The 25,251-nt window shown below is 31.9% G+C and carries 26 protein-coding genes; 23 read left to right on the top strand and 3 right to left on the bottom strand.

Annotated elements, in window-relative coordinates; translation table 11 throughout:
• Nucleotide 1 precedes the first annotated feature (1 nt).
• Together VP90_RS04580 and VP90_RS04575 are read left to right on the top strand one after the other, a co-directional pair.
• Nucleotides 2-955: a 2-hydroxyacid dehydrogenase gene (locus VP90_RS04580; RefSeq protein WP_262589929.1), complete on the top strand. Its 954-nt coding sequence runs from the start codon at nt 2-4 to the stop codon at nt 953-955.
• Nucleotides 956-961: 6 nt separating this feature from the next.
• A complete protein-coding gene (locus tag VP90_RS04575) occupies nt 962-2,167 on the top strand; it encodes an MFS transporter (protein WP_262589928.1) in 1,206 nt (401 codons plus the stop codon).
• On the opposite strand, the gene VP90_RS04570 is transcribed toward VP90_RS04575, so the two are convergent.
• Complete coding sequence (locus VP90_RS04570) at nt 2,164-3,252, bottom strand: sigma-54-dependent Fis family transcriptional regulator (protein WP_262589927.1); 1,089 nt, start codon at nt 3,250-3,252, stop codon at nt 2,164-2,166. The two genes, VP90_RS04575 and VP90_RS04570, sit on opposite strands and share 4 nt — an antisense overlap.
• A 143-nt stretch (nt 3,253-3,395) precedes the next feature.
• On the opposite strand from VP90_RS04570, the gene VP90_RS04565 reads away from it, so the two are divergent.
• The 14 genes from VP90_RS04565 (at nt 3,396) to VP90_RS04500 (ending at nt 17,097) form a co-directional block, all read left to right on the top strand.
• Nucleotides 3,396-4,457 carry an NAD(P)-dependent alcohol dehydrogenase gene (locus VP90_RS04565; RefSeq protein WP_262589926.1) on the top strand — a complete coding sequence of 354 codons (1,062 nt, stop codon included), beginning with the start codon at nt 3,396-3,398 and terminating at the stop codon, nt 4,455-4,457.
• 20 nt (nt 4,458-4,477) lie between these two features.
• Nucleotides 4,478-6,016 (top strand): extracellular solute-binding protein, encoded by a 1,539-nt coding sequence (locus VP90_RS04560; RefSeq protein ID WP_262589925.1) that lies wholly within the window; start codon nt 4,478-4,480, stop codon nt 6,014-6,016.
• Between the two features lie 72 nt (nt 6,017-6,088).
• Nucleotides 6,089-6,952 carry a carbohydrate ABC transporter permease gene (locus tag VP90_RS04555; protein WP_085114993.1) on the top strand — a complete coding sequence of 288 codons (864 nt, stop codon included), beginning with the start codon at nt 6,089-6,091 and terminating at the stop codon, nt 6,950-6,952.
• A gap of 3 nt (nt 6,953-6,955) precedes the next feature.
• Nucleotides 6,956-7,804: a carbohydrate ABC transporter permease gene (locus tag VP90_RS04550; RefSeq protein ID WP_262589924.1), complete on the top strand. Its 849-nt coding sequence runs from the start codon at nt 6,956-6,958 to the stop codon at nt 7,802-7,804.
• The gene (locus VP90_RS04545; protein ID WP_262589923.1) at nt 7,804-8,883 is read left to right on the top strand and encodes an ABC transporter ATP-binding protein; all 1,080 of its coding nucleotides are present in this window, start codon (nt 7,804-7,806) and stop codon (nt 8,881-8,883) included. Before VP90_RS04550 ends, VP90_RS04545 begins: the two co-directional genes overlap by 1 nt.
• Nucleotides 8,876-9,949: an ABC transporter ATP-binding protein gene (locus VP90_RS04540; protein ID WP_262589922.1), complete on the top strand. Its 1,074-nt coding sequence runs from the start codon at nt 8,876-8,878 to the stop codon at nt 9,947-9,949. The genes VP90_RS04545 and VP90_RS04540 overlap by 8 nt, the downstream gene beginning before the upstream one ends.
• A 125-nt stretch (nt 9,950-10,074) precedes the next feature.
• Nucleotides 10,075-11,235: a TRAP transporter substrate-binding protein gene (locus VP90_RS04535; RefSeq protein WP_262589921.1), complete on the top strand. Its 1,161-nt coding sequence runs from the start codon at nt 10,075-10,077 to the stop codon at nt 11,233-11,235.
• A gap of 76 nt (nt 11,236-11,311) precedes the next feature.
• On the top strand, nt 11,312-11,896 hold the full coding sequence (locus VP90_RS04530) for a TRAP transporter small permease subunit (RefSeq protein WP_262589920.1): 585 nt from the start codon (nt 11,312-11,314) through the stop codon (nt 11,894-11,896).
• Nucleotides 11,886-13,247 carry a TRAP transporter large permease gene (locus tag VP90_RS04525; RefSeq protein ID WP_262589918.1) on the top strand — a complete coding sequence of 454 codons (1,362 nt, stop codon included), beginning with the start codon at nt 11,886-11,888 and terminating at the stop codon, nt 13,245-13,247. Before VP90_RS04530 ends, VP90_RS04525 begins: the two co-directional genes overlap by 11 nt.
• A 6-nt stretch (nt 13,248-13,253) precedes the next feature.
• A complete protein-coding gene (locus VP90_RS04520) occupies nt 13,254-14,582 on the top strand; it encodes an amidase (protein WP_262589917.1) in 1,329 nt (442 codons plus the stop codon).
• The gene (locus tag VP90_RS04515; RefSeq protein WP_179850415.1) at nt 14,583-14,759 is read left to right on the top strand and encodes a hypothetical protein; all 177 of its coding nucleotides are present in this window, start codon (nt 14,583-14,585) and stop codon (nt 14,757-14,759) included.
• A gap of 17 nt (nt 14,760-14,776) precedes the next feature.
• On the top strand, nt 14,777-15,682 hold the full coding sequence (locus VP90_RS04510) for a DMT family transporter (protein ID WP_262589916.1): 906 nt from the start codon (nt 14,777-14,779) through the stop codon (nt 15,680-15,682).
• A gap of 85 nt (nt 15,683-15,767) precedes the next feature.
• Entirely contained in the window at nt 15,768-16,484 is a 717-nt protein-coding gene (locus tag VP90_RS04505; RefSeq protein ID WP_262589915.1) for an alpha/beta hydrolase, read from the top strand.
• 49 nt (nt 16,485-16,533) lie between these two features.
• Nucleotides 16,534-17,097, top strand: a complete 564-nt coding sequence (locus VP90_RS04500; RefSeq protein ID WP_262589914.1) for a hypothetical protein — start codon at nt 16,534-16,536, stop codon at nt 17,095-17,097.
• Here the strand turns inward: VP90_RS04500 and ftsY are convergent.
• Together ftsY and dapF are read right to left on the bottom strand one after the other, a co-directional pair.
• Complete coding sequence (gene ftsY, locus VP90_RS04495; RefSeq protein WP_262589913.1) at nt 17,090-18,007, bottom strand: signal recognition particle-docking protein FtsY; 918 nt, start codon at nt 18,005-18,007, stop codon at nt 17,090-17,092. The two genes, VP90_RS04500 and ftsY, sit on opposite strands and share 8 nt — an antisense overlap.
• On the bottom strand, nt 18,007-18,831 hold the full coding sequence (dapF, locus tag VP90_RS04490; protein WP_262589912.1) for a diaminopimelate epimerase: 825 nt from the start codon (nt 18,829-18,831) through the stop codon (nt 18,007-18,009). The genes ftsY and dapF overlap by 1 nt, the downstream gene beginning before the upstream one ends.
• Before the next feature lie 166 nt (nt 18,832-18,997).
• Here dapF and ffh point away from each other — a divergent pair, with 166 nt between their 5' ends.
• From ffh to leuB, 7 genes are read left to right on the top strand one after another with little or no spacing between them, the layout of a single operon-like run.
• On the top strand, nt 18,998-20,356 hold the full coding sequence (gene ffh, locus VP90_RS04485; RefSeq protein ID WP_262589911.1) for a signal recognition particle protein: 1,359 nt from the start codon (nt 18,998-19,000) through the stop codon (nt 20,354-20,356).
• A 17-nt stretch (nt 20,357-20,373) separates the two neighbouring features.
• The gene (rpsP, locus tag VP90_RS07685) at nt 20,374-20,844 is read left to right on the top strand and encodes a 30S ribosomal protein S16 (protein WP_316963601.1); all 471 of its coding nucleotides are present in this window, start codon (nt 20,374-20,376) and stop codon (nt 20,842-20,844) included.
• A 14-nt stretch (nt 20,845-20,858) separates the two neighbouring features.
• Nucleotides 20,859-21,545: a tRNA (guanosine(37)-N1)-methyltransferase TrmD gene (gene trmD, locus VP90_RS04475; protein WP_262589910.1), complete on the top strand. Its 687-nt coding sequence runs from the start codon at nt 20,859-20,861 to the stop codon at nt 21,543-21,545.
• Nucleotides 21,546-21,561: 16 nt separating this feature from the next.
• The gene (rplS, locus tag VP90_RS07700) at nt 21,562-22,116 is read left to right on the top strand and encodes a 50S ribosomal protein L19 (RefSeq protein WP_262589909.1); all 555 of its coding nucleotides are present in this window, start codon (nt 21,562-21,564) and stop codon (nt 22,114-22,116) included.
• Nucleotides 22,117-22,127: 11 nt separating this feature from the next.
• Nucleotides 22,128-23,531 carry a 3-isopropylmalate dehydratase large subunit gene (gene leuC / locus VP90_RS04465; RefSeq protein WP_262589908.1) on the top strand — a complete coding sequence of 468 codons (1,404 nt, stop codon included), beginning with the start codon at nt 22,128-22,130 and terminating at the stop codon, nt 23,529-23,531.
• On the top strand, nt 23,532-24,137 hold the full coding sequence (leuD, locus tag VP90_RS04460; protein WP_262589907.1) for a 3-isopropylmalate dehydratase small subunit: 606 nt from the start codon (nt 23,532-23,534) through the stop codon (nt 24,135-24,137).
• A complete protein-coding gene (leuB, locus tag VP90_RS04455; protein WP_262589906.1) occupies nt 24,130-25,236 on the top strand; it encodes a 3-isopropylmalate dehydrogenase in 1,107 nt (368 codons plus the stop codon). The genes leuD and leuB overlap by 8 nt, the downstream gene beginning before the upstream one ends.
• Nucleotides 25,237-25,251 lie beyond the last annotated feature (15 nt).

Raw genomic sequence — 25,251 nt, 5'->3', positions numbered from 1 at the left:
TATGAAAAAAATTTTAATTACTAGAAGACTGATCCGAGAGAGTGAAGATAAAGCGTCAAAATTATTTGAAGCTAAATTTAATTCAAATGATGAACTTTATTCACAATCAAAAATTATTGAAATGAGTGAAGGATGTGATGGAATTTTATCATCTTTAACTGAAAAATTAGATGCTGATATAATAAATAAACTTCCAGATAGTATTAAAATAATTTCAAATTTTGCAGTTGGTTTTGGAAACATTGATTTAGATGCTGCTAAAAAAAGAGGTATTGCTGTAACTAATACCCCAGAAGTTTTGTCAGATGCTACAGCTGAGATAGGAATATTGCTTATATTAGGAGCTTGTCGAAGAGTATCAGAGGGAATTGAGTCTGCGCGTGAGGGTGGATGGAAATGGTCTGCAGATTATTTAATTGGAAAACAATTAACAGGAACAAGATTAGGAATTTTAGGTATGGGTCGTATTGGTCAAAAAATTGCAAATATTGCTAAATCTTTAGGCATGGTTATCCATTATCATAATCGTTCAAAATTAAGTGAAGATAAAGAACAGGGAGCAATTTATCATGACAGTATAAAGAGTCTTTTTTCAGTTTCAGATGTTTTATCTATCTGTTGCCCAGCTACAAAGGAAACTGAAAACTTAATAAATAAAGAGACAGTAGAGTATTTCCCTAAAGGTGCTGTTATAACAAATGTTGCTCGAGGTGATATAGTTGATGACGAAGCTTTGATTGATGCATTGAATAGAAGAAAAATTTATGCTGCAGGATTAGATGTTTATAAAAATGAACCAAATTTAAATCCTGGTTATTTAAAAATCCCGAGTGTTTTTGTTTTGCCTCATTTAGGAAGCGCTACAAAAGATACTAGAATTGCAATGGGTAACTTAGCGATAGACAATATAGAAGAATTTTTTAGAACTGGTAATTGCGTCAATAAAGTTAATTAAATTTTAATGAATAAACCGGTTCTAGCTAAATCAAAAGCTATTATAATTTTTTTAGTTTTTGCTTTAGGATATTTTATTTCTACTCTCTTAAGAGCAATAACAGCAACAATCTCACCTGAATTAGTAAACGAATTTAATCTCTCTGCAGGAGAGCTTGGATTATTGGGAGGTGGATATTTTCTTGGATTTGCAAGTGTTCAAATCCCTTTAGGTTATATGCTAGACTTGAGAGGTCCAAGAAAAATTGTTTCATACTTTTTATCATTAACCATTGTTGGTTTATTAATATTTGCCTTTGCTCAAAATTTTTTAACTCTTTTAGTATCTAGAATTATTATAGGAGTTGGTGTTGGAGCTTGTTTAATGGGGCCTTTGACTGCTTATCGGATTTGGTATCAAGATGAAACCCAACAACGTGCAAACTCATGGATGTTAATGGTCGGTGCAATTGGTATGTTGTCATCAAGTTTACCAGTTCAATTTTTCATACCTATAATTGGTTGGAGAAATATATTTTTGCTTTTAGCTTTCATAACTTTGGTTTGTATAATTTTGATAATTATTTTTATCCCTAAGTGGACTTCAAAAGGTAATCAGAGAAACGATGAAGCAAAATTGAGTATTGTTTGGCAAAATCAATTCTTCAGAAGTGTTATTCCAATGGGATTTTTTAGCACTGGAGGATTATTTGCTATCCAAACACTATGGGCCGGTCCTTGGATGATAAAAGTATCTGGGTATACACCAGAGGAAAGTGCAAAAGGGTTATTTTTAATTTATTTTTTTATGCTGCTATCATTTTTAATTTGGGGATATTTTGTTCCAAAATTTTCAAAGAACGTTAATGATGCAATCAGATTGTTGAAATATGGTTCACCATTAAGTTTATTGGTATTGGGTGTAATTATTTATCTAGGTCCAAATACAGAGTCAATTCATTGGGCATTATTTATAGTTTCAGCTGTATTCCTGTCCTTAATCCAGCCAGCTGTTGGAATGGCTTTTTCTGTTTCTAATGCAGGTAAAGCTCTAACGTCTTATAATCTATTGATATTTATAGGTGCCTTCTTTCTGCAATGGATAATTGGGCTTATTATAGATTTAGGATTAAGTTTAAACTACTCTGAAATTGTTTCATTTCAATTAGCAATGTCTTTTGTACTAGTTACGTCTTTAACTTCTTATTTATATTTTTTATTAAAAAATAATTAATTTAGATGTTTATAAATTGTAGTTCTAGATACACCCAATTTTCTTGATGCTGCAGAAATATTATTAGTCTCACTAAAAGTTGATCTAATTAAGATACATTTCTCTCTTTTAATTTTTGTATTCTCACAATTTTTACAAGCGTAAGTTTTGTTTTGTTTGCCAGTTTCTATAAATTTACTTTCTTTAAAATTTTGACTTTTGACTACAAAAACAGATGAACCTAGATGATCTGTTATCTTTAGAGTTTTATTATTTAAGATATCTGATGCAATTGATGAAAATGAAGTTGTAAAAATTTTATTAAAATTTTCATTTTTCAAGTCAACTAGTCCGTTAAGCATAATTTTTGCATTGTTGTTTGCACCAACAATTAATCCATCACCATTTATTGCAAGCATCCCAACACTAGTTGTAGTTAGATATTCTTGTCTTGGGTGAAAAGAAATAATTAATTCGTTTTCAAACTTTTTAATAAACAATTTGGTTTCGATACTTCTAGTTGCAAGCCTAACTAAAGCTAGCGTATGTTGTTCTCTGGACATCGAATCTGTTGAAGCATCAATAATACCAATAATTTTACCGTCATAATTTATGATTGGACTTGCAAAGCATGAAATATTTTCATGAGCAGTAAAAAAGTGTTCTTTACCTGAAACGATAGTTGGTTTTTTTAGTTCAACAGATAATCCAAGACCGTTTGTTCCACAAATTTTTTCTGCCCAGATTGAACCTGGTATTACTGTTTTACCAACGTCAGTTTGTAAACAAGATTTGTCATAAATTGTATCCAAGACTAATCCTTTCTCATCTGAGTAAGCCACCATAAAATTTGTTCCTGCTATTTGGGAATATAAAAGTTCTAGCTCAGGAATAATTATTCTTCTGATAGTTTCATTTCGCTCTTTTATTTCTTTTAATTCAATTGATGAAATTACACTTTGTTTAGGATCATTAAACGGATCAAGGCCTTCATTGATACATCTCAACCAACTTTCATTAATATCTTTTCCCATTTCATAAGAGCCCATATTCCTTTTATGAAGGATATTTTTAAGTTCGCCGTTTGAGTGACTTAAGTTTGACATTTTAAAAGTTTATTTGTTTTTTTAGATACAACAACCAACCACAGGTTGTAATTGTTAACTTTTTGTACATATAAAGATGCCGTTGACTCCATTCTATATCAGAACTTTAATAGTGTTACTGAAATATTAAAGGAGAGATAATAATGAAAGCACAGGTTTTGCATAAATATGACCCTGAAATGAAAGAAAAGGTCTGGGTCACAGGTGAGGAAATGCCAGATCCTAAAATTGAAAAGGCGTCAGACGTTATAGTTAAAATTGGTGCTGCAGGAGTTTGCAGAACTGATTTACATATTATTGAAGGAGTATGGAAACACATCCAAGATCCAGATGGAAAATTATTACCATGCGTAATGGGACATGAAAATGCTGGTTGGGTAGAAGATGTAGGTTCAGACGTTACTGAATTTAAAAAGGGTGATCCTGTAATATTACACCCACTTATTTCTGGAACAGGAGGAACTTGTTTAGATTGTAGAAGAGGTAATGATATGCACGCTGAAGCAGGTGCATTTCCTGGATTAAGTATTAAAGAAGGAGGCTACGCTGAACTATTAAAAACTAGCGTTAGAAATCTAATTAAACTTCCAAAAGTATTAGCGCCTAAAGATGTTGCACCTTTTTCAGATGCAGGTCTTACAGCTTATAGAGTGGTAAAAAAAGCAACAAGACATTTGCTACCTGGTCAGAGCTGTACAATTATTGGTGCAGGAGGTTTAGGTCACATCGCTATTCAATGTTTAAAAGCTATGTGTGCAGCAGATATTATTATTGTTGAAAAATCTGAAGCAGCATTGAAACATGCAATGGAACTTGGTGGTGACCACGGAGTTTTAATTGATGGAAACGAAATTGAAAAAGTTCAAGAACTAACAAAAGGAAAAGGTTCTGAAGCTGTAATTGATTTCGTAGGTGAAAAAGGATCTACTGCCATGGGAATTCAAATGACTTCTAATGGTGGTTTTTACTACATAGTTGGATATGGAGAAGAAATTAAATCACTTGCAGTTGATTTAATTATTTCTGAGAAAACAATTGTAGGTAATTTAGTGGGAACGTGGTCTGAATTATATGAATTAATGGAGTTAGCTGACAGAGGTAAAGTCAAGCTCTCTATGCAGGAGTATAGTTTAGACGATGCTAATAAAGCACTTCATGATCTTAACGATGGTAAGGTTAAGGGACGAGCTGTTTTAGTTCCATAAAAAAAAAAAGAGAGGTAATAATGAAAATAATAAAAACCTGCTTAACGGCTGTAATATCAAGCATGATGATATTTAGCCCTATGGCATATGCTGATAAGTGGAGTGATCAATTCCCACATATCAAAGCAACAGGAGATATTCCAGGTGATTGTTCTTATGAGGAAATGTCTAAGAAAAATTATAAAGGAAAAACTCTTAAAATAAATACTCACGCAATTCCAGTAATGGGAGAGCCAACAGCTCTTCATGCTGAACAGTTTGAAAAATTAACTGGAGCTAAAGTTGATGTTACACATACACCAGCAGGTGATTTGTATTCAAAAGCAATGGTTCCTTTTCAAGCTGGACAAGCACCTTACGATATTGTGTTTGGATTTTCTAACTTTATCAATGACTGGAAAAGATATTTAGCGCCAGTTCCTAAGAAGTATATGAACTCAACAGAGATGAAAGACGTAACTAAATCTCATATGGGTGTATCATCTTGGGATGGAACTATGTACCAGTACCCAGTTGATGGTGACAGACACTATTTAAAATATAGAAAAGACGTCATTGATAATCCTGAAATGCAAAAAAAATATAAAGCAGAAACAGGGAACGATCTAAAAGTTCCAACAACTTGGAAAGAATATGCTGAGATGGCAAAATTCTTTAATGGTTGGGACTGGGATGGAGATGGTGAGTTAGAATATGGTTCAGCTGAAGTTATGAAAAAAGACGATTTAATGTTTGCAGCTTTTTTCAGCAGATCAGTTGCATATGCTAAAAATCCAAGAACTCCAGGTGGTTTCTTTTTTGATTTAGAGACTATGAAACCAAACATTAATAATCCAGGTTTCGTTGAAGCTTTAACTGATTGGGTTGAGGCTACTAAATATGTTCCTCCAGGAGGAATTAACTTTGGTTTAGGTGACGAAATTGGATCATTTGGTGGTGGACAAACTTTATTTAGTTTTTCATGGGACGATGCATTTATTGCAGCAATGCAAGATGACAGCCCTATTAAAAACAAAGTAGGTACAGCTCCTCTTCCAGGTGCTAACAAAGTTTGGAACAGAGTTTCAAATAGCTGGGAAAACCAATACAACCAAGCTCCTTACATTGTTTGGGGTTGGGCAGTTGGTGTTGCTAAGAAAAGTAAAGTAAAAGATATGGCGTTTGATTATCTTTGCTTCTTCTCAAACGGAGCAAATCACCAAGCTGATTTAGCAATTGGAAGATTTGGTGTTAACCCATTCAAAAACTCTGACTTCGACCCTAATATTTATATCAATAGTATGGGTTGGGATCCAGAGATTGCTAACAGTTACACTCAAACACTTTTAGATATGGAGAAAAGTCAAAACAGAGTTTTCCCTTTAAGAGTTCCAGGTGTATTTGAGTTTACAAGTGCTGTCGCTACAGGAACTTCTAAAGCTTTAGCAGGACAATTGTCTCCTCAAGAAGCATTAGACGAAGTTGCTAAAGAGTGGGAAGCAATTGTAAGCAGAGTAGGTAAAAAAGCAGTAAGAGATGCCTACGCTGTTGGTGTTAAAATGGAAGACAACCAATTATAAAAATACTTAATTTATGTGGCCATTAATTAAAATGGCCACATATAAAAAACATAATATAATCCAAGTTTATAAATGAACTTTAAGCATAAATATTTTTTTCTGTTTCCAGGTTTATTTGTGCTTATTGGAATTTTAATCTTTCCAATTATTTTTGTAGTTCGATTAAGTTTATCTGGGTGGAATAGTTACAATCCAGGTTTAGATTTTATAGGTATAGAAAATTATATTCGTCTTTTTACAGACGACCCAAGATTTTGGGAATCTTTTTTTAGATTAAGTTTTCTGTCTGTTACAACAGTAATTCTCCAGTATGTGATTGGATTTGCTCTTGCACATATGGTTTGGAAAGACATTAAATTTAAAAGATTTTTTAGAGTTTTATTTTTAGTACCAATGATGACAACTCCAGTTATCATGACTGTTATTTGGAGAACTTTTTTTCATGAATCTTTAGGACCTGTTAATGATATTTTATCTAATTTTGGTTTATCTCCTAAATGGTTAACAGACCCAGCTTTAGCTAAATTTACAGTAATTATAGTTGAGGTTTGGCAGTGGACACCATTTATGTTTCTGCTTTTATTAGCAGGTTTATTGTCATTACCCAAAGAACCATTTTTAGCTGCTGCAATTGATGGTGCCAGTCCTGTTAGAAAATTTATTTACGTAACTTTTCCATTAATGGCTCCAATATCAATTGGTGCAATAATTATAAGATTAATTGAGGCATCTAAAATTATGGATACCGTATATGTTTTAACTTCAGGTGGTCCTGGAACTGCAACCGAAACATCAAGTTTTTATATTTTTATTAAAGGATTAAGAGAGTTTCAAATGGGATATGCAGCCTCGATGTCTTTTACTTACTTAATTATTATGATCATAAGTTTAACAATTATTGCAAAGGTTTTAACTAAATTACTTTTAAAAGAATAAATTATGAGCAAATTTTATACATTTTTAAAATATTTTTTTATTGTCTTCTGGGCAGTGTTTGTTGTTGCTCCTTTTCTATGGGCTCTAACTACATCGTTCAAAGATTTTCAATCTGTAAATGGGGGAGTTACCTACATACCGTGGGTAGATTTTGAGCCTAATTTAGAGGGTTGGAAAGTTTTGATAAAATCTCCAGCCAAAGGTGGAGTTGATATAGTAGAACCTTATTTCAATAGTTTATTTGTAACGTGTACTGCAAGTTTAATTAGTATAATTCTTGGCACACTGTCAGCTTATGCTTTATCCAGATACACCTTTAAAGCGGGTTTTGTAAAAAATAATGACATTACATTTTTCTTTATCTCTCAAAGAATTATGCCGCCAATTGTTTTATCAATTCCATTTTTCTTATTTTTAAGTTCAATCAATCTACTGGATAGTCTTTTAGGATTAATTGTAGTTTATATTGTTTTACTGATGCCTATAGCAGTTTGGATTATGGTTGATTTCTTTAATAAAGTTCCAAGAGAAATTGATGAAACAGCTTTGATTGATGGATGTAATCCTTATCAAGCTTTCTTAAAAGTAGTGTTACCAAATTCTATACCGGGATTAATTGTTGCTGGTATGTTTTGTATTATTTTTGGATGGATTGACTTCTTCTTTGCATTCATTTTAACTTTTACAGAAGTACAGTTATTACCAGTTAAAATTGTTGCTCTGAACTCATCTGTTACACCATGGTGGAGTTTGTCAGCATCTGCTCTCGTTTCTGTTGCACCATTAATTATAGTAGCCTTCATTGTTGAGAGATATCTATCTAAAGGAAATCTATCAGGAGCAATTAAATAATGAATTTAATAGCTAACAATTTAACTTATAAACCAAGTGAGGAATATCACTTAAATGAAGTATCATTTAATTTTAAAGAGGGGAATTTATACACAATTCTTGGAAGAACATTATCAGGTAAAACAACTTTATTAAAAACTATAGCTGGGCTTTTAACCCCAGACAGTGGTGCCATCGAATTTGATGGTAAAGATTTTTTAAAGATTCCAGTTTGGCAAAGAAATGTAGCGATGGTGTATCAACAATTTATTAATTATCCTCATTTAAATGTATTTGAAAATATTGCTTTTCCTTTAAGACAAAGAAAAATCGATAATGAAGAAATCAAAAATAAAGTAATGGAATCTTTAAAATCGGTTGGGTTAGTTGGTTACGAAAATAGAAAAATCCAAGAGTTATCTGGTGGTCAGCAACAACGTGTCTCTCTAGCAAGATCATTAGTTAAAAATGCTAAAATATTATTGTTAGATGAGCCTTTGGTAAATTTAGATTACAAACTGAGAGAACAACTTAGAGAAGAATTTAAGAGCTTGTTTTCAAAGGGTTTAGCGGATGAAACTATCTTAATTTATTCTACTACAGATCCAAGAGAAACCATGGAATTAAATGGAGAGGTTATTGTTTTAGATGAAGGTAAGGTACTACAAGTAGGTCCAGCAAAAGAAATATTTGAGAACCCAAGCTCATTAAAAGTTGCTGAAATTTCTAACGATCCACCAATGAATATTATTGAAGCAGAAATATCTAACGATCAAATTAGATTTGAAGGTATTGAAATCAAAGCGCCAAATCATTTATCAAAGTTAACAGATAGCGGATTAAAGATTGGTTTGAGATCATCAGATATTGAACTTGATGAAAATGGTCATGAATTTGAAGTTGAGCTTGCTGAAATTAGTGGTTCCGAAACTTTACTCCATCTAAAAAGAGGAAGTATAAAAATTATTATTTCTATAGAAGAGGTTTTAAATTTTAAAATTCATGACAAGATTAAAATAGATTTTAAAATAGACAGAGCTTATGCCTTTGGTGCTAATGGTAAATTAGCATCCTCACCATTTGGAGAAAATAATGGCTAAAATTGATTTAAGTAATATCTCGCATTCTTATAATCCAAATGATCCAAATCCAATTTATGCATTAAATCCATTTTCGATGACTTGGGAGAATGGAAATAGATATGCAATCCTAGGTCCTTCTGGATGTGGAAAAACAACAATGTTAAATATTGTTTCTGGATTAGTTAGACCATCAGCTGGAAAAATATTGTTTGATGATAATGATGTTACAGATTTAAAAACAGAAGAAAGAAATATTGCTCAAGTTTTTCAGTTTCCAGTAATTTATAACACTATGACAGTTTTTGAAAATCTTGCTTTTCCACTAAAGTGTAGAGATTTCTCAAAAGCTAAAATAGATGAAAGAGTTAATTCTGTTGCAGAAACTTTAAATTTAAAATCTTTTTTAAATTTCCCTGCACGAAAATTAACAGCAGATCAAAAACAATTGATATCTTTAGGAAGAGGTTTGGTTAGAGAAGATGTTGCAGCGGTTTTAATGGATGAGCCTTTGACCGTTATTGATCCTGATTTAAAATTTAGATTGAGAAGAAATCTAAAAGAAATAAACGAGCAATACAAAACAACTTTAGTTTATGTAACACATGATCAAAACGAAGCTATGACATTTGCAGACAATATAATTGTGATGAGTGAAGGAGAAGTTGTGCAAACAGGTTCACCTAAAGAATTATTTGAAAGACCAAATACAACTTTTGTTGGTTACTTTATTGGTTCACCTGCTATGAATTTATTTGATAGTGAAGCAACTTCAGAAAATACTGTTAAAATAAATAATATAACAATTAAGACGAATACAGATTTGTCTAATTTAAAAAGTAAAAATATAAAATTAGGAATTAGATCTGAGTTTATTAAAATTGCAAAAAATCAAAGCGATAACCTTATTGATGTAAATGTTCAAAAAGTTGAAGATTTTGGTAATTACAAATTGATTACTGCAAGAATGGATAACTTTGAAATTAAGTCTAAAGTTAATAGAGAAACTGAAATTTCAGGTGAAAAAATTAAACTACATATACCAGCTGAAAAATGCTGTATTTACGAAAATAATAAACTAATTTAGTTTTTAAATTCTACCTATAATTGTAAAAAAATCCTATCTAACCCATTCTAGGTAACTTTTTAGAAGGACTCTAATCTAAAAATATGTTTTAGTGCTCGCCAAGTTAATTAACTAGAGGAGAATAAATGATTAAGAATAAAAAATCTTTGAAGAGTTCTAAAACTCCTTCAAGAAGAAAGTTCTTCAAAGCAGCGGCAGCAACTGGTGCAGCAACAGCAGCAGCAGTGGCTATGCCAAACATTGCTTTAGGTGACGGTCACGTTACTTTAAAAATGCAAGCTGCTTGGCCATCAGGTGCTAACATATTTTTCGAAATGGCTTCAGACTATGCGAAAATGGTTAGTGACATGTCAGGTGGTAAATTAAAAATTGATGTGCAACCAGTTGGAGCAGTTGTAAAAACTTCTGAAATTGGTCAAGCAGTTAGTTCTGGAGTAGTAGATATGGGTCACTGGGTGACAGCATACTGGTACGGAAAAAACCCTGCTGCATCTCTTTTTGGAACAGGTCCTTCATACGGAATGTCGTCTCAAGAAGTTATGGGATGGATGGAGTATGGTGGAGGAAGAGCATTATATGAAGAAGCTGTAAAAAGTGTAGGATTTAATTACACAGGTTTCTTCCATATGCCAATGCCTGCACAGCCTTTTGGTTGGTTCAAAAAGAACGTAACTAAAGTATCTGATGTTAAAGGTATGAAGTATAGAACTGTTGGTCTAGCGACTAACGTTTTAACTGCTATGGGAATGGTTGTAAGACAGTTACCAGGTGGTGAAATCCAACCAGCAATGAAAACTGGTTTGATTGATGCTGCTGAGTTTAACAACCCAACATCAGACTCACAGTTTGGAATGCAAGACGTCTCTAAACACTATCACTTAGGAAGTTTCCACCAATCTCAGGAAATGTTTGAAATTCCTATGAACACTAAGAGACTAAACAGCCTTTCACCTGAACATCAAGCTATCTTGAGAAATGCTGCTTATGCTGCAAACTCAGATAACTACTTTAAAGCATTGGTTAGATATTCAACTGACCTTGCTAAGTTGATGAATGAGCATAAGGTTAATGTTTACCAAACGTCTGATGCTATCCTAGCAGAACAATTAAAAGGTTGGGATAAAGTTGTAGGAGAGTTTTCTGCTAAAGATGCTTTCTTCAAAAAAGTAGTAGACTCACAAAAAGCATACGCTAAGAGAACTATGAAGTATCTGTTGATGAATCAACCGAACTACAAATTAGCTTATGAAAATGAGTTTGGTCCAATCGAAAAAGTTAAAATCTAATTAACTTTAAAATAAATTTAAAAGGGGGTTGAAAAACCCCCTTTTTTTTACACGTATTTTAATATATTTCTTTGATATGAAGTCATTTATTCAATTTGCAGATACTCTCAGCACATCGATGGGTAAAGCTTTTTCGTGGTGCATAGTAGTTTTAATGGGAGGAACTGTTTATGAAGTAGTTATGGCTTATGTTTTTAATTCACCTACACTTTGGAATTTTGATTTTAGTATGCAAATGTATGGTGCAATTTTAATGATGTCAGGCGCATATTGTTTAGCTACAGAATCACATGTTAGAGGTGACGTTATTTACAGATTATTTAGTCAAAAAACTCAGGCTTGGATTGATTTGGTTTTATACTTTATTTTCTTTTTTCCAGGTGTGATCGCGTTAGCTTTTTATGGATATGAATATGCTGCGCTTGCTTGGAAAATAAAAGAGACTAGTTGGAGTAGTCCAGCTCAAATCCAAATTTATATGGTTAAATCGATGATACCAGCTGCAGGTGTTTTATTAATTATTCAAGGCATCAGTGAAGTATTTAGATCTATTATATGTATTCAAACAGGTCAATGGCCAGCACGAATGGTCGTTGCTGAAGAAACAGAACAAGTTTTAATGAGAACAGCTCAAGAAGAGGACAAAAAAAATGTTATTTAGTTTAACAAATCCAGAAATTGCAATTTTAATGATGGGTATGTTTTTGTTTGCAGTTCTTTTAGGTTTCCCGATTGCTTTCACTTTAATGGCTATGGGAATAGGCTTTGGATATTTTGCTTATTACGATGCAACAATGATGGAGCACATTTTTGATAATCGTATATTCCAATTGTTTGTTCAAAATACTTATACTGTTATGGACAACAACGTTCTTACGGCTGTGCCTTTATTTTTATTCATGGGATATCTAGTTGAAAGAGCAGGGATTGTAGCTAAACTATTTTTTGCAATTAGATTGGCAGCACATAGACTTCCAGCTTCAATGGCGGTAGCTGCACTAATTACTTGTACATTATTTTCGACAGCTACAGGAATTATTGGTGCTGTTGTAACTTTGATGGGATTGTTAGCATGGCCTGCAATGGTTAAAGCAGGTTATGATAAAAAATTTGCGTCAGGAATTATTTGCGCTGGTGGATGTTTAGGAATTTTAATTCCACCGAGTATTATGCTTATTGTTTATTCAGTAATAGCCCAACTATCACCATTAAGACTTTTTGCAGCAGCAATATTTCCAGGTCTACTTTTAGCAGGTCTTTACATTGCATATGCAGTATTTAGAGCATGGTTAAATCCATCTATTGCTCCTAGACCTCCAAAAGAAGATATTCCACCAACTGGTGAAATTTTAAAAGAAGTTTTGGTTTCTTTCGTTCCCCTGTTTGGTTTAATTATGCTTGTATTAGGTACTATTTTGGCAGGTATTGCAACTCCAGCAGAAGCAGCTGCAGCAGGAGCTTTTGGGGCAATACTTTTATCTTGGTTTTATAAAACACTTAAATGGCAAAACTTTAAAGAGTCTGTGTTTTTAACCGCTAAGACAACTGCAATGATCATGTGGTTGTTTATTGGTTCCTGGACTTTTTCATCAGTGTTTTCTTATTTAGGTGGACACGAAGTATTTGAGCACTTCTTTACCTCTATAAATATTACTACGTGGCAGTTTTTAATCATTACTCAAATAATCATTTTCCTTTTAGGATGGCCTTTAGAATGGACTGAAATTTTGATTATTTTTGTTCCAATATTCTTGCCATTGTTAGAGGTATTTGGTGTTAATCCATATTTCTTTGCAATGTTAATTGCTTTAAATTTACAAACATCGTTTTTAACCCCACCCATGGCTATGTCGGCTTATTATTTAAAAGGAGTTCAAAAATCTAATGTTGAACTTATGGATATATTCAGAGGAATAATGCCATTTTTAGCAATTGTAATATTTGCGATGTTTTTAATGTATATGTTCCCAGGAATAGCGCTTTGGTTACCGGAAACTTTATTTGCACAATAAAAGAAAATGACAGATGTTTTTTCATTAAAAGTTGAAGAACTTGCTGTAAAAATTAAAGAAGCACAAATTACATCAGTAGAGTTATGTAAAATTTATATAGACAGAATAAATAAATTTGAAAAAGATGTAAAAGCATGGGCGCATTTAGATAAAAAACTTTTACTAGAAAAGGCATCAGAGGCTGATGAACATAGGAAATCAGGCAAACCACTCGGTCCACTTCATGGAATACCTGTTGCGGTAAAAGATATTGTTGGAACTGTTGATATGCCTACAGAATGTGGAACATCAATAAGAAAAGGGAAATCATATTCTCAAAATGCTGAAATAGTTGATCTATTAATATCTGCTGGAGCAATTATAATGGGCAAAACATCAACATCAGAATTGGCATTTTTAGGTCCTTCAAAAACTACAAATCCTCATGATTATTCTAGAACCCCAGGTGGATCATCTAGTGGATCTGCAGCAGCAGTAGCTTCTTTTATGGCTCCGCTTGCAATTGGTTCTCAAACAGGAGGTTCGGTTATAAGACCTGCATCTTATTGCGGAGTTGTTGGTTATAAGCCCAGTTATGGATTAATAAGTAGAAATGGAGTTCTTAAAACATCTGAAAAATTAGATCACATAGGTGTTTTTGGAAGATCGGTTGAAGATGTTGCTCTTCTTGCTAAAATTTTAATCAAAAAAGATAATTATGATACAGCAACAGTCCATTACTCTAGTGATGAAATGTTAGTAGAAACAAAAAAAGGACCTATGTTTGATCCTAAATTTATTTTTTACAAAACTGATCATTGGAAGCTTCTTGGAAAAAAATCAAGAGAAGCATTTGAATACTTTATAAAATCATTCAAAAATAATATCGAAGTTTTTGATACACCTTCGTACTTTAAAGATATTCATAAATACCATCAAATAATTCATGAGACAGATTTAGCTAATAATTTTTCACTCTATTATAAAAAATATAAGAAAAAATTATCTAAGTATATGCAAGATGCAATTTCAAAAGGTAACAAACATTCCGCAAAAGAATATGCAGAAGCTATAGATTTTATGAAAAGAAGCTATGAATCTTATAAGGAAGTTTTTGAGGACTATCATGGTGTTTTATCTCCATCTAGTCCTGGAGTAGCACTGAAAGGTTTAAAAAGCACAGGAACGGCAGAATTTAATAAAGTATGGTCTTATTTAGGTACACCTTGTATATCATTACCTATACTTCAAGGTGAAAACAATTTACCTTTAGGTGTACAATTAATTGGTGCAAAATACGATGATCAAAGATTTTTAGGTGTTGCTAATTGGCTAGAAAAAGAATGTAATAATTAAATGCAAAAATTTACAACATTTTTAGGTTCTCTTCTCGCAATTGCTTTTTTAGTAGGACTTGCAACAACATTGACTAGATCATCGATGATTGGATTTTTTGATGTCCTTCCTGTTTATATTTTGATGGGTGGAGCAATTTTTATGATGGTTTACGAAGCGTTTTTCGATAAAAAATAATTTTTCTTAATATACAATTGTTTAGTCAAAATAAAAATTTATTAGCCTACCCAATACTTTTCATTCAGCCTATTTTTATGGCTTCTAATTTAATAATTGCCCGAGGTGGTGTTGAATTTGTGCCTCCAATATCTTTAGCTTTTTGGAGATGGTTATTTTGTTTTTTGATATTATTGCCTTTTACTTTTAATTATTTATTCAAGAATTATAAAATTTATAAAAAGGAGCTACCAAAGTTATTTATATTAGGATCTTTGGCCTGTGGTGTTTGTGGAGCATTTCCCTTTATCGCTGGTAAAACTACAACAATAGTTAACATGGGTATAATATATTCATCATCTCCTATATTTATAATTTTAATATCCTACTTCTTTTTCAAAGAGAAATTAACATTTTTACGAGCAATAGGAATTTTTATATGTTTTAGTGGTGTTTTGTTAATTATTATCAAAGCAGACTTAAGTACTTTGTTTAATCTCAAATTTACATCTGGAGATATTTGGATGGTAGGTGCATCTGTAGGCTGGGCTTTATATACTATTTATTTATATCACTGGAAATCTTCACTTCCTTTATTAGAAAGATTCACTCTAATATCAATGTTTGGATTTATTAGTCTACTACCTTTTTTTTTAATAGAAAACTTTTATTATTTCAAAACAACATTTAGTTATGAGTTTTATTTTTGGGTTCTTTTTGCTGCATTATCTCCTAGTATAATTGCTTTTTTACTTTTTAATCATGTTAATAAAATTTTAGGAGCATCAATTACAGGTTCGGTTCTTTACTTGTATACAGTTTATGGTGCAGCGTATGGCCACTTCTTCTTCAATGAAAATTTATATTTTTATCATTTGGTAGGATCTTTGATGGTATTTTTAGGTATTTATTTAATAAGAAAAAAATATGAAACTAAAACGTAGGAATTTTTTTTTGCAAATTATAATTTGGATCTTAGTTATATATTTTATTTTACTAGCTTATCTTTTTATATTTCAAAGAAATCTAATGTATCATCCCCAGGAAAATAATTATTCAGGAGATAAAATAGAAGTAGAAATAGAAAAAGTTCAAATTCAAACAACAGACAACATTAGCCTTTTAGGATGGTTTCATAAAAAAGATTTGAAAAAATTTAAGACTGTTGTTTATTTTCATGGAAATGCAGGAAGCCTAGAAAATAGAATTCATAAATTGAATCATTTTAAAAATATGAATGTAAATTTTTTAATTATCGCTTGGCGTGGATTTAGTGGAAATTTAGGAAAACCATCTGAAAATGCTTTATATGAGGATGGAAAAAGTGCAATTAACTGGCTTAAAAATAAAGGTTTGAGTGACAGTGATTTAATCATTTATGGAGAGTCACTTGGCACAGGAATTGCAACTGAGGTTTCTCAAAATAAAAAATATGCTGGTTTAATTTTAGAAACACCTTTCACTTCAATGATTGCTGCAGCTAAGAATTTTTATCCATACGTTCCTGTCTCTCTAATATTGAAAGATAAATATAAAAATGATGAAAAAATAAAAAATATTAATATTCCAGTTTTAGTTATGCATGGCGAAAAAGATCAAATTGTTCCTTTTTCAATGGGCAAGAAGATGTTTGATTTAGCAAATGATCCAAAGTCCTCTTATTTTACCAAACATGACGATCATATGATGGAATTTGATAATAATATGGTTTTCCAACTAAGTTCATTTATAAAAAGTTTAAATTAAGCCACAATCAAAACAATTTTATTCCAAAAATTCTAATTAATTTTTAATCATGAAGAAATTATTCATTTATATTTTTTTGACTTTTCTTATTTCAGGAACTTCTTTTTCTAAAGAAAATTTGTCTTCAATTGAAAATTTATTTTTTATTGATCAAATGAACTCACATGATGAAAATTTTGCTTTGTATTTTAAACCAAGAGAAAAGGCTATATTAGCAAAAGGGGAAGTAAGTAATTACATCAATGATTACCCTAAAGATCTCTATATATATGATTATAAAACAGAACTATCATCACCATTGATTTCTTATGAATGGTTTCCAAGAAAAGCAAAAAATTTTTTAAAGGAATATAATTTTCCAGTTTTTCCAGATGATTTTGCTTATTATCTATTAAAGGATAACAAAACATTGGTAATGATTAGTGCTGTTAAAAGTTTAAAAGTAAATTTCAAATACGATATTGTTGAAAAGAAATTAGATTTATATCCAACTAATGGAAAATTTGATTTCATTATTTCATCTATTGCAAAGGATTGTGGACACTACAAATTTAAGGATAATTATAGATGTAGTTTCTATAAACCTTTAATATCAAGCACTTTAATTAAGTAATTTGTGTAAAGGCATCAGCAAATTTTTCAGCTTCAAAAATTTGCAGATCATCTTCTTTTTCCCCTAAACCAAGTGCAATAATTGGTATTTTATACTTTTTGGCTACAGCTAGAAGTATTCCCCCCTTAGCTGTTCCATCTAATTTTGTCATTACTAATCCTGTAATTGGAATAATTTTATTAAATTCTTCAACTTGATTTAAAACGTTTTGACCTGAAGTTGCATCTAAAACTAAAATCACATCATGAGGTGCACTTTCATCTATTTTTTTTGTAACATTTGCTATTTTTTTATATTCTTCCATTAGGTTTTTTTTATTTTGTAATCTTCCAGCAGTATCAATTAAAACTTGATTAAAATTGTTTGATATAGAAGTTTCTATTGCCTTATAGGCTACAGATGCAGGATCAGAACCTTGTGAAGATTTTGTAATTTCAACATTAATTTTTTTTGCCCAATTTTCTAATTGCTCTATAGCAGCAGCTCTAAATGTATCTGATGCTGCCAACATAACTTTATTACCATTTTCTTTTAATATTTTACTAATTTTCCCAATAGTTGTTGTTTTACCAACGCCGTTAACTCCAGAAACTAAAATGGCATTAAGTTTTTCTTTATTTTTAAAAAATTCATTATTTTCTAGAGGTTTCATAACTGAGATTATGTAGTCTTTAAGAATATTATTTATCTCAGTAGTTAAATCTTTGTTTGGATCTATTTTTGTTTTTGAGATTATTTCTCTAATTTCTGAGGCAGAAGCTACCCCAACATCTGATTGAATTAAATAATCCTCAATTCTGTCTAAAGTTTTGTCATCAATTTCTTTTTTGACAACTATATCTCTTAGGCCCGATGTAAAAGCTGAAGCACTTTTTTTAAACCCTGATTTAAATTTTTCGAAAATTCCCATTAAATTTCTATATTGATTTCTTTTATATCAGAAACAGGACCTTTCATGTGGATACTATCGTTTTCATCTATAGATATCGTCAATTTTCCAGTAGAAAATTCGATGTTAACTTTATCGCTAGCAAGTCCTGCCTGCTTAGCAGCAAAGGCAGTAGCACAAGCTGCAGTTCCACATGCTTTTGTCAAACCAGCTCCTCTTTCCCAAACTTTTACTTTTATTAACTCTTTGTTTACTATTGTGGCTATTGTGACATTACATTTTTCTGGAAACAGTTTGTGGTTTTCTATTTCTGGGCCAACTTTTTCTATTTTGAATTGTTCGTTGTCTTCCACAAAAAAAATTATATGAGGATTTCCCACATTGACGGCCGTTCCTCCAAAAAATTCATTATTATTTGAATCAACAATTTTAATATTTAAGTTTTTAGTTTCTAATTCTTCAGATAATGGAATTTCATTCCATTTAGTTCTGCCCAAACCAATTTCAGTAGATACTAATTTTTCTCCTAAAATATGAGATTTTAAATGGCCAGATAAAGTTGTTAATATAATCGTGTCTTTATTTTTTTCTTTTCCTAATAGCTCAGCCACACACCTTGTACCATTTCCACATGCACCAGAAATCCCACCGTCAGAGTTAAAAAATTCTATTGAAGCATCGTAATTTTGGTCTTTATTAATTAATATAAGTTGGTCGCATCCTATAAAGTTTCTGTCACAAATTTTAATTATTTGGTCTTTGGTAAGATTTGTAACTTTTTCTCTATTATCAATAATTACAAAATCATTGCCTAAACCGTCCATTTTAAATGCTTTAATATTCATAATTAGATATTTAACTTATTTATTGACTTTTTGAACCTCTATTATAGGTTGTTGCCGTTTCCGCAAAAACATTAACTTTGCGGTGTCTTTGGAAACAAAGAGATCGACACTAGTCAGCGAGAGTTCGCCCACTAGTGCGTTACTGCTATGCGTAACAAAAAAATATATGTTTGAAAATTTAACAAATAAATTTGAAGAAATTTTTTCTTCTTTAAAAAAAGCACCCTCTCTGAATGAAGCTCAGGTAGATGAGGGTTTGAGAAGTATTAGACAAGCATTACTTGAGGCAGATGTTTCTTTAGATGTTGCAAAAGAATTTGTTGAAAACGTAAAACCTAAAGCTTTAGGACAAGAAATTATAAGATCAACTTCTCCTGGAGATATGGTTGTAAAAATTGTCTACGATGAGCTAGTAAATTTACTAGGTTCTAGCAATGCAGACATAAATTTAAATGCTGTACCACCAGTTCCTATGATGATGGTTGGTTTGCAGGGTTCGGGTAAAACAACTTCTACTGCAAAATTAGCTAAATATTTAGAAGATAATAAAAAGAAAAAAGTGATGATGGTCAGTTTGGACATTTATAGGCCAGCAGCACAAGAACAGCTTAGATCTTTAGGTGAACAGAATAATATTTTGACACTTCCAATTATCGAAGGTCAACAACCAACTGATATTTGCCAAAGAGCCATGAGTGCAGCAAATCTAAATGGAGCAGATATAATTTTGTTTGATACAGCTGGGAGAACTCAAATTGATTTACAAATGATGAGCGAGATCAAACAAATTGAGAGCATTATTAATCCAGCAGAAACTTTTCTTGTAGCGGACTCTCTTACAGGTCAAGTTGCTGCTTCAGTTGCAAAAGAGTTCAAAAACACAGTTAACTTATCTGGAATAATATTAACTAGAGCTGACGGTGATGCCAGAGGTGGAGCTGCCGTGAGTATGAAATATGTATCAAATGTTCCAATAAAATTTTTGGGTATAGGTGAAAAAATAGAAAATTTTGAGGTATTTCATCCAGATAGAATAGCAAATAGAATTTTAGGAATGGGAGACATTGTTTCTCTTGTAGAAAAAGCTGCTCAAGATTTAGGCGAAGAGAACATTAAAAAAGCTGAAGAAAATTTAAAAAAGGGTCAATTTTCTATGGAAGATTACCTTTCTCAATTAAGACAAATGAAAAAAATGGGAGGCATTGAGGGGATCATGTCTTTTATGCCAGGAGTATCTAAAATTAAATCTCAAATGGATTCAGCAGGGATTGACGAAAGTATTATAACAAAAAACGAAGCTATCATTTTATCAATGACAAAAAAAGAGAGAGAGAATCCAAAAGTAATTGATGGTTCAAGAAAAAAAAGAATTGCTAATGGTTCTGGCACAGATCCAGCCACTATCAATAAATTGCTTAAGCAATTTAAAATGATGTCTGAAATGATGAAAAAGATGTCAAAAGGAAATCTGAAAGGTATGTCTGATCAAGGGATACCACCAGAGCTATTTAATAAACTAAAATAATAAAATAAGGAGAACAAATGTTAAAACTTAGATTATCAAGGGGAGGCTCTAAAAAGAGACCAGTTTACAAAGTTGTTGTAGCTGACAGTCGTTTCCCAAGAGATGGAAGATTTATAGAAAAAGTTGGTTTTTTTAACCCACTACTTCCTAAAGATAAAAAAGAAAGAGTAGGTCTTGAAGCTGAAAGAATTAAATATTGGCTAGGTCAAGGCGCTAAACCAACAACAAGAGTTGAAAGAATTTTAGGTGAAAATGATTTAATCCCTATGCCAGCAGCTGGAAATAATCCAAATAAAGCTGTTCCTAAAAAAGAAAGAAATAAAAAAGAGGAAGATGGTGCAGAAGCTCCTAAAGCTCCAGCAGCAGAAGCAGCTCCAGCAGCAGAAGCTCCAAAAGAAGAAGCTCCAAAAGAAGAAGCTCCTAAAGCAGAAGCAGCTCCAGCAGCAGAAGCTCCAAAGGAAGAAGCTCCAGCTGAGGAAAAAAAATAAACTAAAGATAATCTATGTGGCAAGCTCAAGTGTTTACACTTTATCCAGATATTTTTCCTGGTCCTTTGTCTAAAGGTCTGTATGGAAAAGCAATGTCTAAAAATATTTGGAATTTAAAAGTGGTAAACATTAGAGATGCTGCTGAGGATAAACATAAAACTGTAGATGATACTCCATATGGAGGTGGTTCAGGTATGTTGATGAAGGCAGATGTATTAGCTAAATCATTAGATCAAAATAAAAATGAAGGAGAAAAAATATTATATTTATCTCCTAGAGGAAAAAAATTTGATCAAAATTATGCCAAAGAATTATCGAAGGAAAAATCGGTTTCGATAATTTGTGGACATTTCGAAGGAGTTGATGAAAGAGTGTTAAGCACAAGAAATATAGAAGAAGTTAGTATTGGAGACTTTATTTTATCAGGAGGAGAGTCAGCAGCATTTGTGGTGATTGATAGTATTTTGAGACTTTTACCCGGTGTTCTGGGAAATGAGAATTCTAAGGTAAACGAAAGTTTTGAAAATGGATTATTAGAGTATCCTCAGTTCACAAAACCTCAAATTTGGGAGGAAAAAGCGGTTCCTGAAGTACTTTTGTCAGGAGATCACAGTAAAATTAAACACTGGCGTTTATCTCAATCTGAGGCTATAACACGCGTCCGAAGACCAGATTTATGGGAAAAATATAAGAAGAATTAATTTGATAAATATAACTATGAAAACAATTGAAGAGATAAATCAACATAACGTTAAAAAAATACTTTCAGAAAAAAAGATACCTGAATTCTACCCTGGAGATGTAGTTAAAGTAGGTGTTAGAATTACAGAGGGAAAAAAAGAGAGAATTCAGTATTTTGAAGGCGTTTGTATTGCAAAAAAAAGCAGAGATTTAAACTCGTCTTTCACAGTTAGAAAAATTTCTTTTGGTGAAGGTGTTGAAAGAACATTTCCACTTTATGGAACTCTAATTGACTCAATTAAAGTTATTAGATCAGGAAAAGTAAGAAGAGCAAAATTATACTATCTAAGAGATAGAACAGGTAAATCAGCAAGGATTGCAGAAAAAATCAGAAAAAAAATTGGTATTGATGTTGATGCGAAACCTGAAACAGTTACTGAAGAAAATGTAGCACCACCAACAGAAGCTCCAAAGGAAGAGGCTCCTAAAGTAGAAGCAGCACCAGCTGCAGAAGCTCCAAAAGAAGAAGCCCCTAAGACAGAAGAAGCTACTGCCGAACAATCAACAGAAAGTACTTCAGAAAAAAAATAATTTTTTTTTCAATGTCCACTACTCTTTACGATAAAATTTGGAATGATCATTTAGTAGATCAGCAAGAAGATGGAACAGCTTTATTGTTTGTCGATAGACACTTAATTCATGAAGTTACTAGTCCACAAGCTTTTGAAGGCTTAAGAAATTCAAATAGAAAAGTTCGTCATCCTAATTTAACTTTAGCTGTTGCTGATCATAATGTTCCAACGACAGATAGAACTAAAGGGATATCAGATCAGGAATCAAAAATACAAGTTGATACATTAGAATCAAATTGTAAGGAATTTGGTGTACAGCTTTTTGGTATGGATGATAAACGACAAGGAATTGTTCATATTATTGGACCAGAACAAGGTTTTACTCAACCAGGAACAGTTATTGTATGTGGAGATAGTCATACTGCAACTCATGGAGCTTTTGGATCATTAGCTTTTGGTATTGGAACATCTGAAGTTGAACATGTTTTAGCAACGCAAACACTCGTTCAAAAGAAAGCAAAAAATTTTAGAATTAATGTTAATGGAATACTTCCATTAGGAGTAACATCTAAAGATGTAATACTTCAAATCATCGGAAAGATTGGTACTGCAGGAGGAACAGGTTGTGTAGTTGAATATGCTGGAGATTTAATAAGATCTTTGAGTGTTGAACAGAGAATGACTATTTGCAATATGACCATTGAGGGTGGTGCAAGAGCTGGATTAATTGCTCCAGATGAAAAAATATTTGAATATTTAAAAGGTAAACCCATGTCTCCAAAAGGAGAAAATTGGGAAAAGGCACTTGAATACTGGAACAGTTTAAAAACAGATGCTGATGCAAGTTTTGATAAAGAAATAAATCTTAATGCAAATGATATTTTACCAATGATTACTTGGGGGACTTCACCTCAAGATGTAATTACAATCGATGGAAAAGTACCAAATCCTCAAAATGAAAAAGATGAGGATAAAAAGAACTCAATTGAAAGAGCATTAAAATATATGGGACTAACACCTGATATGGCAGCAACTGATATCAAGATAGATAAAGTTTTTATTGGAAGCTGTACAAATGGAAGAATTGAAGATTTAAGAGAAGCTGCCAAAATCTTAAAGGATAAAAAAATATCATCTCATGTAAATGCCATTGTAGTTCCAGGGTCAGGATTGGTTAAAGAACAAGCTGAGCAAGAAGGTTTAGATAAAATATTTGTAAATTCAGGATTTGAATGGAGAGAGCCAGGCTGTTCTATGTGTTTAGCAATGAATGCAGATAAATTAAAACCAGAGGAAAGATGTGCATCTACTTCAAACAGAAACTTCGAAGGAAGACAGGGAAGAGGTGGCAGAACGCATCTAGTGAGCCCCGGGATGGCAGCTGCAGCTGCAATCTCTGGTAATTTAGATGATGTAAGAAAGTATCAAAATTAAATGCAAAAATTTAATACATTAAAAAGCATTCCTGCTTATTTACCAATCGTAAATATTGATACAGATATGATTATTCCTAAGCAATTTTTAAAAACAATAAAAAGAACTGGACTTGGAAAAAATTTGTTTTTTGAAATGAGATATGACGATAATGGAAAAGAAATTAATGATTTTGTATTAAATCAGGAACCATTTAATAACTCAAAAATTTTAATTGCAGGCAACAATTTTGGATGTGGTTCATCAAGAGAGCATGCTCCATGGGCATTGTTAGATTTTGGAATTACTTGTGTGATTAGTTCAAGTTATGCTGATATTTTTTATAGTAATTGTTTTAAAAATGGAATTTTACCAATAATTCTTGAAGAAGAAAAAATAAAAGAACTTTCTGAATATGCAAATAGAAAAGAAGAAATTTCTGTAGACTTAAATGATCAAAAAATTATTTACGGAAACAATGAAATTAAATTTGAAATAGATCCATTTAAGAAAAAATGTTTGTTAGAAGGATTAGATGACATTGCTCTTTCTTTAAAAAAATCTGATAAAATTCAAAATTTTGAAAATCAGTTAAAAGATAAAAAACCTTGGGTTTTTAATGATTAAAGTAAAAAAAAGAAAAATTCTATTATTACCAGGTGATGGTATTGGACCTGAGGTAATTGGAGAAGTTAGAAAAATAATTAATTGGTTTAATGATAAAAAATCTTTAGACTTTGAAATAGATGAAGATCTTGCGGGTGGATGTTCTTACGATAAACACGGTACACCTATAACAGATGAAGTTTTTTATAAAGCTTTAGAGAGCGAAGTTGTTATGCTCGGTGCAGTTGGAGGACCTAAGTGGGATAATATTGAGTTTTCAAAAAAACCGGAGAGAGCTTTATTAAAATTAAGAAAAGAATTAAAATTATTTGCAAATTTGAGACCTGCCATATGTTTTGAACAGTTAGTTGGTGCATCAACACTTAAACCAGAAGTAGTTTCGGGTTTAGATATAATGATTGTAAGAGAATTAACAGGTGGAATTTATTTTGGTGAACCAAGAGGTATTAAACCAATAGAAAATGGTGAAAGAAAAGGAATAAACACTCATACTTATACTACTAGTGAAATTACTAGAGTTGCAAGAGTTGCCTTTGATCTTGCTAGAAAAAGATCAAATAAAGTTACATCTTGTGAGAAATCTAATGTTATGGAAGCTGGACAACTATGGAAAGAAGAAGTTCAGGAACTTCATGAAAAAGAATACAAAGATGTTGAGCTAAGTCATATGCTTGCAGATAACTGTGCAATGCAATTACTTAGAAATCCAAAACAGTTTGATGTAATTGTCACTGATAATTTATTTGGTGATATGCTTTCAGATCAAGCTTCGATGTTAACAGGATCTTTAGGGTTATTACCTTCTGCATCTTTAGGTGCAAAAAATAAAGATGGTGAAATGAGAGCAATGTATGAACCTATACATGGTTCAGCTCCTGATATTGCAGGAAAAGGGCTAGCAAATCCAATCGCAACAGTACTAAGTTTTGCAATGGCTTTAAGATATTCTTTAGATCTTGATAATGAAGCTGATGCTTTAGAAAATGCAGTGCAGGCTGTATTAAATGATGGTCTAAGAACGAAAGATATCCTTTCTGAGGGTATGAAAGAAGTATCTACTTCGCAAATGGGCGATGCGATAATTTCAAAATTGCAATAAATCTCTAAGTATTCT

The sequence above is a fragment of the Candidatus Pelagibacter ubique HIMB140 genome (assembly GCF_025558165.1).
Lineage (GTDB): Bacteria > Pseudomonadota > Alphaproteobacteria > Pelagibacterales > Pelagibacteraceae > Pelagibacter > Pelagibacter ubique_T.
The sequence above is the reverse complement of the archived record's forward strand: the minus strand, read 5'-3'. Positions and strand labels throughout refer to the sequence as shown.

What these genes read in the sequence shown, in the direction of transcription:
- VP90_RS04505 (WP_262589915.1), top strand. Translation starts at nt 15,768, where the DNA reads ATGTATCATCCCCAGGAAAATAATTATTCAGGAGATAAAATAGAAGTA.
- VP90_RS04580 (WP_262589929.1), top strand. Translation starts at nt 2, where the DNA reads ATGAAAAAAATTTTAATTACTAGAAGACTGATCCGAGAGAGTGAAGAT.
- trmD (WP_262589910.1), top strand. Translation starts at nt 20,859, where the DNA reads ATGTGGCAAGCTCAAGTGTTTACACTTTATCCAGATATTTTTCCTGGT.
- VP90_RS04555 (WP_085114993.1), top strand. Translation starts at nt 6,089, where the DNA reads ATGAACTTTAAGCATAAATATTTTTTTCTGTTTCCAGGTTTATTTGTG.
- VP90_RS04530 (WP_262589920.1), top strand. Translation starts at nt 11,312, where the DNA reads ATGAAGTCATTTATTCAATTTGCAGATACTCTCAGCACATCGATGGGT.
- VP90_RS04515 (WP_179850415.1), top strand. Translation starts at nt 14,583, where the DNA reads ATGCAAAAATTTACAACATTTTTAGGTTCTCTTCTCGCAATTGCTTTT.
- leuB (WP_262589906.1), top strand. Translation starts at nt 24,130, where the DNA reads ATGATTAAAGTAAAAAAAAGAAAAATTCTATTATTACCAGGTGATGGT.
- VP90_RS04535 (WP_262589921.1), top strand. Translation starts at nt 10,075, where the DNA reads ATGATTAAGAATAAAAAATCTTTGAAGAGTTCTAAAACTCCTTCAAGA.
- rplS (WP_262589909.1), top strand. Translation starts at nt 21,562, where the DNA reads ATGAAAACAATTGAAGAGATAAATCAACATAACGTTAAAAAAATACTT.
- ftsY (WP_262589913.1), bottom strand. Translation starts at nt 18,007, where the DNA reads ATGGGAATTTTCGAAAAATTTAAATCAGGGTTTAAAAAAAGTGCTTCA.
- VP90_RS04520 (WP_262589917.1), top strand. Translation starts at nt 13,254, where the DNA reads ATGACAGATGTTTTTTCATTAAAAGTTGAAGAACTTGCTGTAAAAATT.
- leuD (WP_262589907.1), top strand. Translation starts at nt 23,532, where the DNA reads ATGCAAAAATTTAATACATTAAAAAGCATTCCTGCTTATTTACCAATC.
- VP90_RS04550 (WP_262589924.1), top strand. Translation starts at nt 6,956, where the DNA reads ATGAGCAAATTTTATACATTTTTAAAATATTTTTTTATTGTCTTCTGG.
- rpsP (WP_316963601.1), top strand. Translation starts at nt 20,374, where the DNA reads ATGTTAAAACTTAGATTATCAAGGGGAGGCTCTAAAAAGAGACCAGTT.
- leuC (WP_262589908.1), top strand. Translation starts at nt 22,128, where the DNA reads ATGTCCACTACTCTTTACGATAAAATTTGGAATGATCATTTAGTAGAT.
- VP90_RS04525 (WP_262589918.1), top strand. Translation starts at nt 11,886, where the DNA reads ATGTTATTTAGTTTAACAAATCCAGAAATTGCAATTTTAATGATGGGT.
- VP90_RS04575 (WP_262589928.1), top strand. Translation starts at nt 962, where the DNA reads ATGAATAAACCGGTTCTAGCTAAATCAAAAGCTATTATAATTTTTTTA.
- VP90_RS04570 (WP_262589927.1), bottom strand. Translation starts at nt 3,252, where the DNA reads ATGTCAAACTTAAGTCACTCAAACGGCGAACTTAAAAATATCCTTCAT.
- dapF (WP_262589912.1), bottom strand. Translation starts at nt 18,831, where the DNA reads ATGAATATTAAAGCATTTAAAATGGACGGTTTAGGCAATGATTTTGTA.
- VP90_RS04500 (WP_262589914.1), top strand. Translation starts at nt 16,534, where the DNA reads ATGAAGAAATTATTCATTTATATTTTTTTGACTTTTCTTATTTCAGGA.
- VP90_RS04545 (WP_262589923.1), top strand. Translation starts at nt 7,804, where the DNA reads ATGAATTTAATAGCTAACAATTTAACTTATAAACCAAGTGAGGAATAT.
- VP90_RS04540 (WP_262589922.1), top strand. Translation starts at nt 8,876, where the DNA reads ATGGCTAAAATTGATTTAAGTAATATCTCGCATTCTTATAATCCAAAT.
- VP90_RS04560 (WP_262589925.1), top strand. Translation starts at nt 4,478, where the DNA reads ATGAAAATAATAAAAACCTGCTTAACGGCTGTAATATCAAGCATGATG.
- VP90_RS04565 (WP_262589926.1), top strand. Translation starts at nt 3,396, where the DNA reads ATGAAAGCACAGGTTTTGCATAAATATGACCCTGAAATGAAAGAAAAG.
- ffh (WP_262589911.1), top strand. Translation starts at nt 18,998, where the DNA reads ATGTTTGAAAATTTAACAAATAAATTTGAAGAAATTTTTTCTTCTTTA.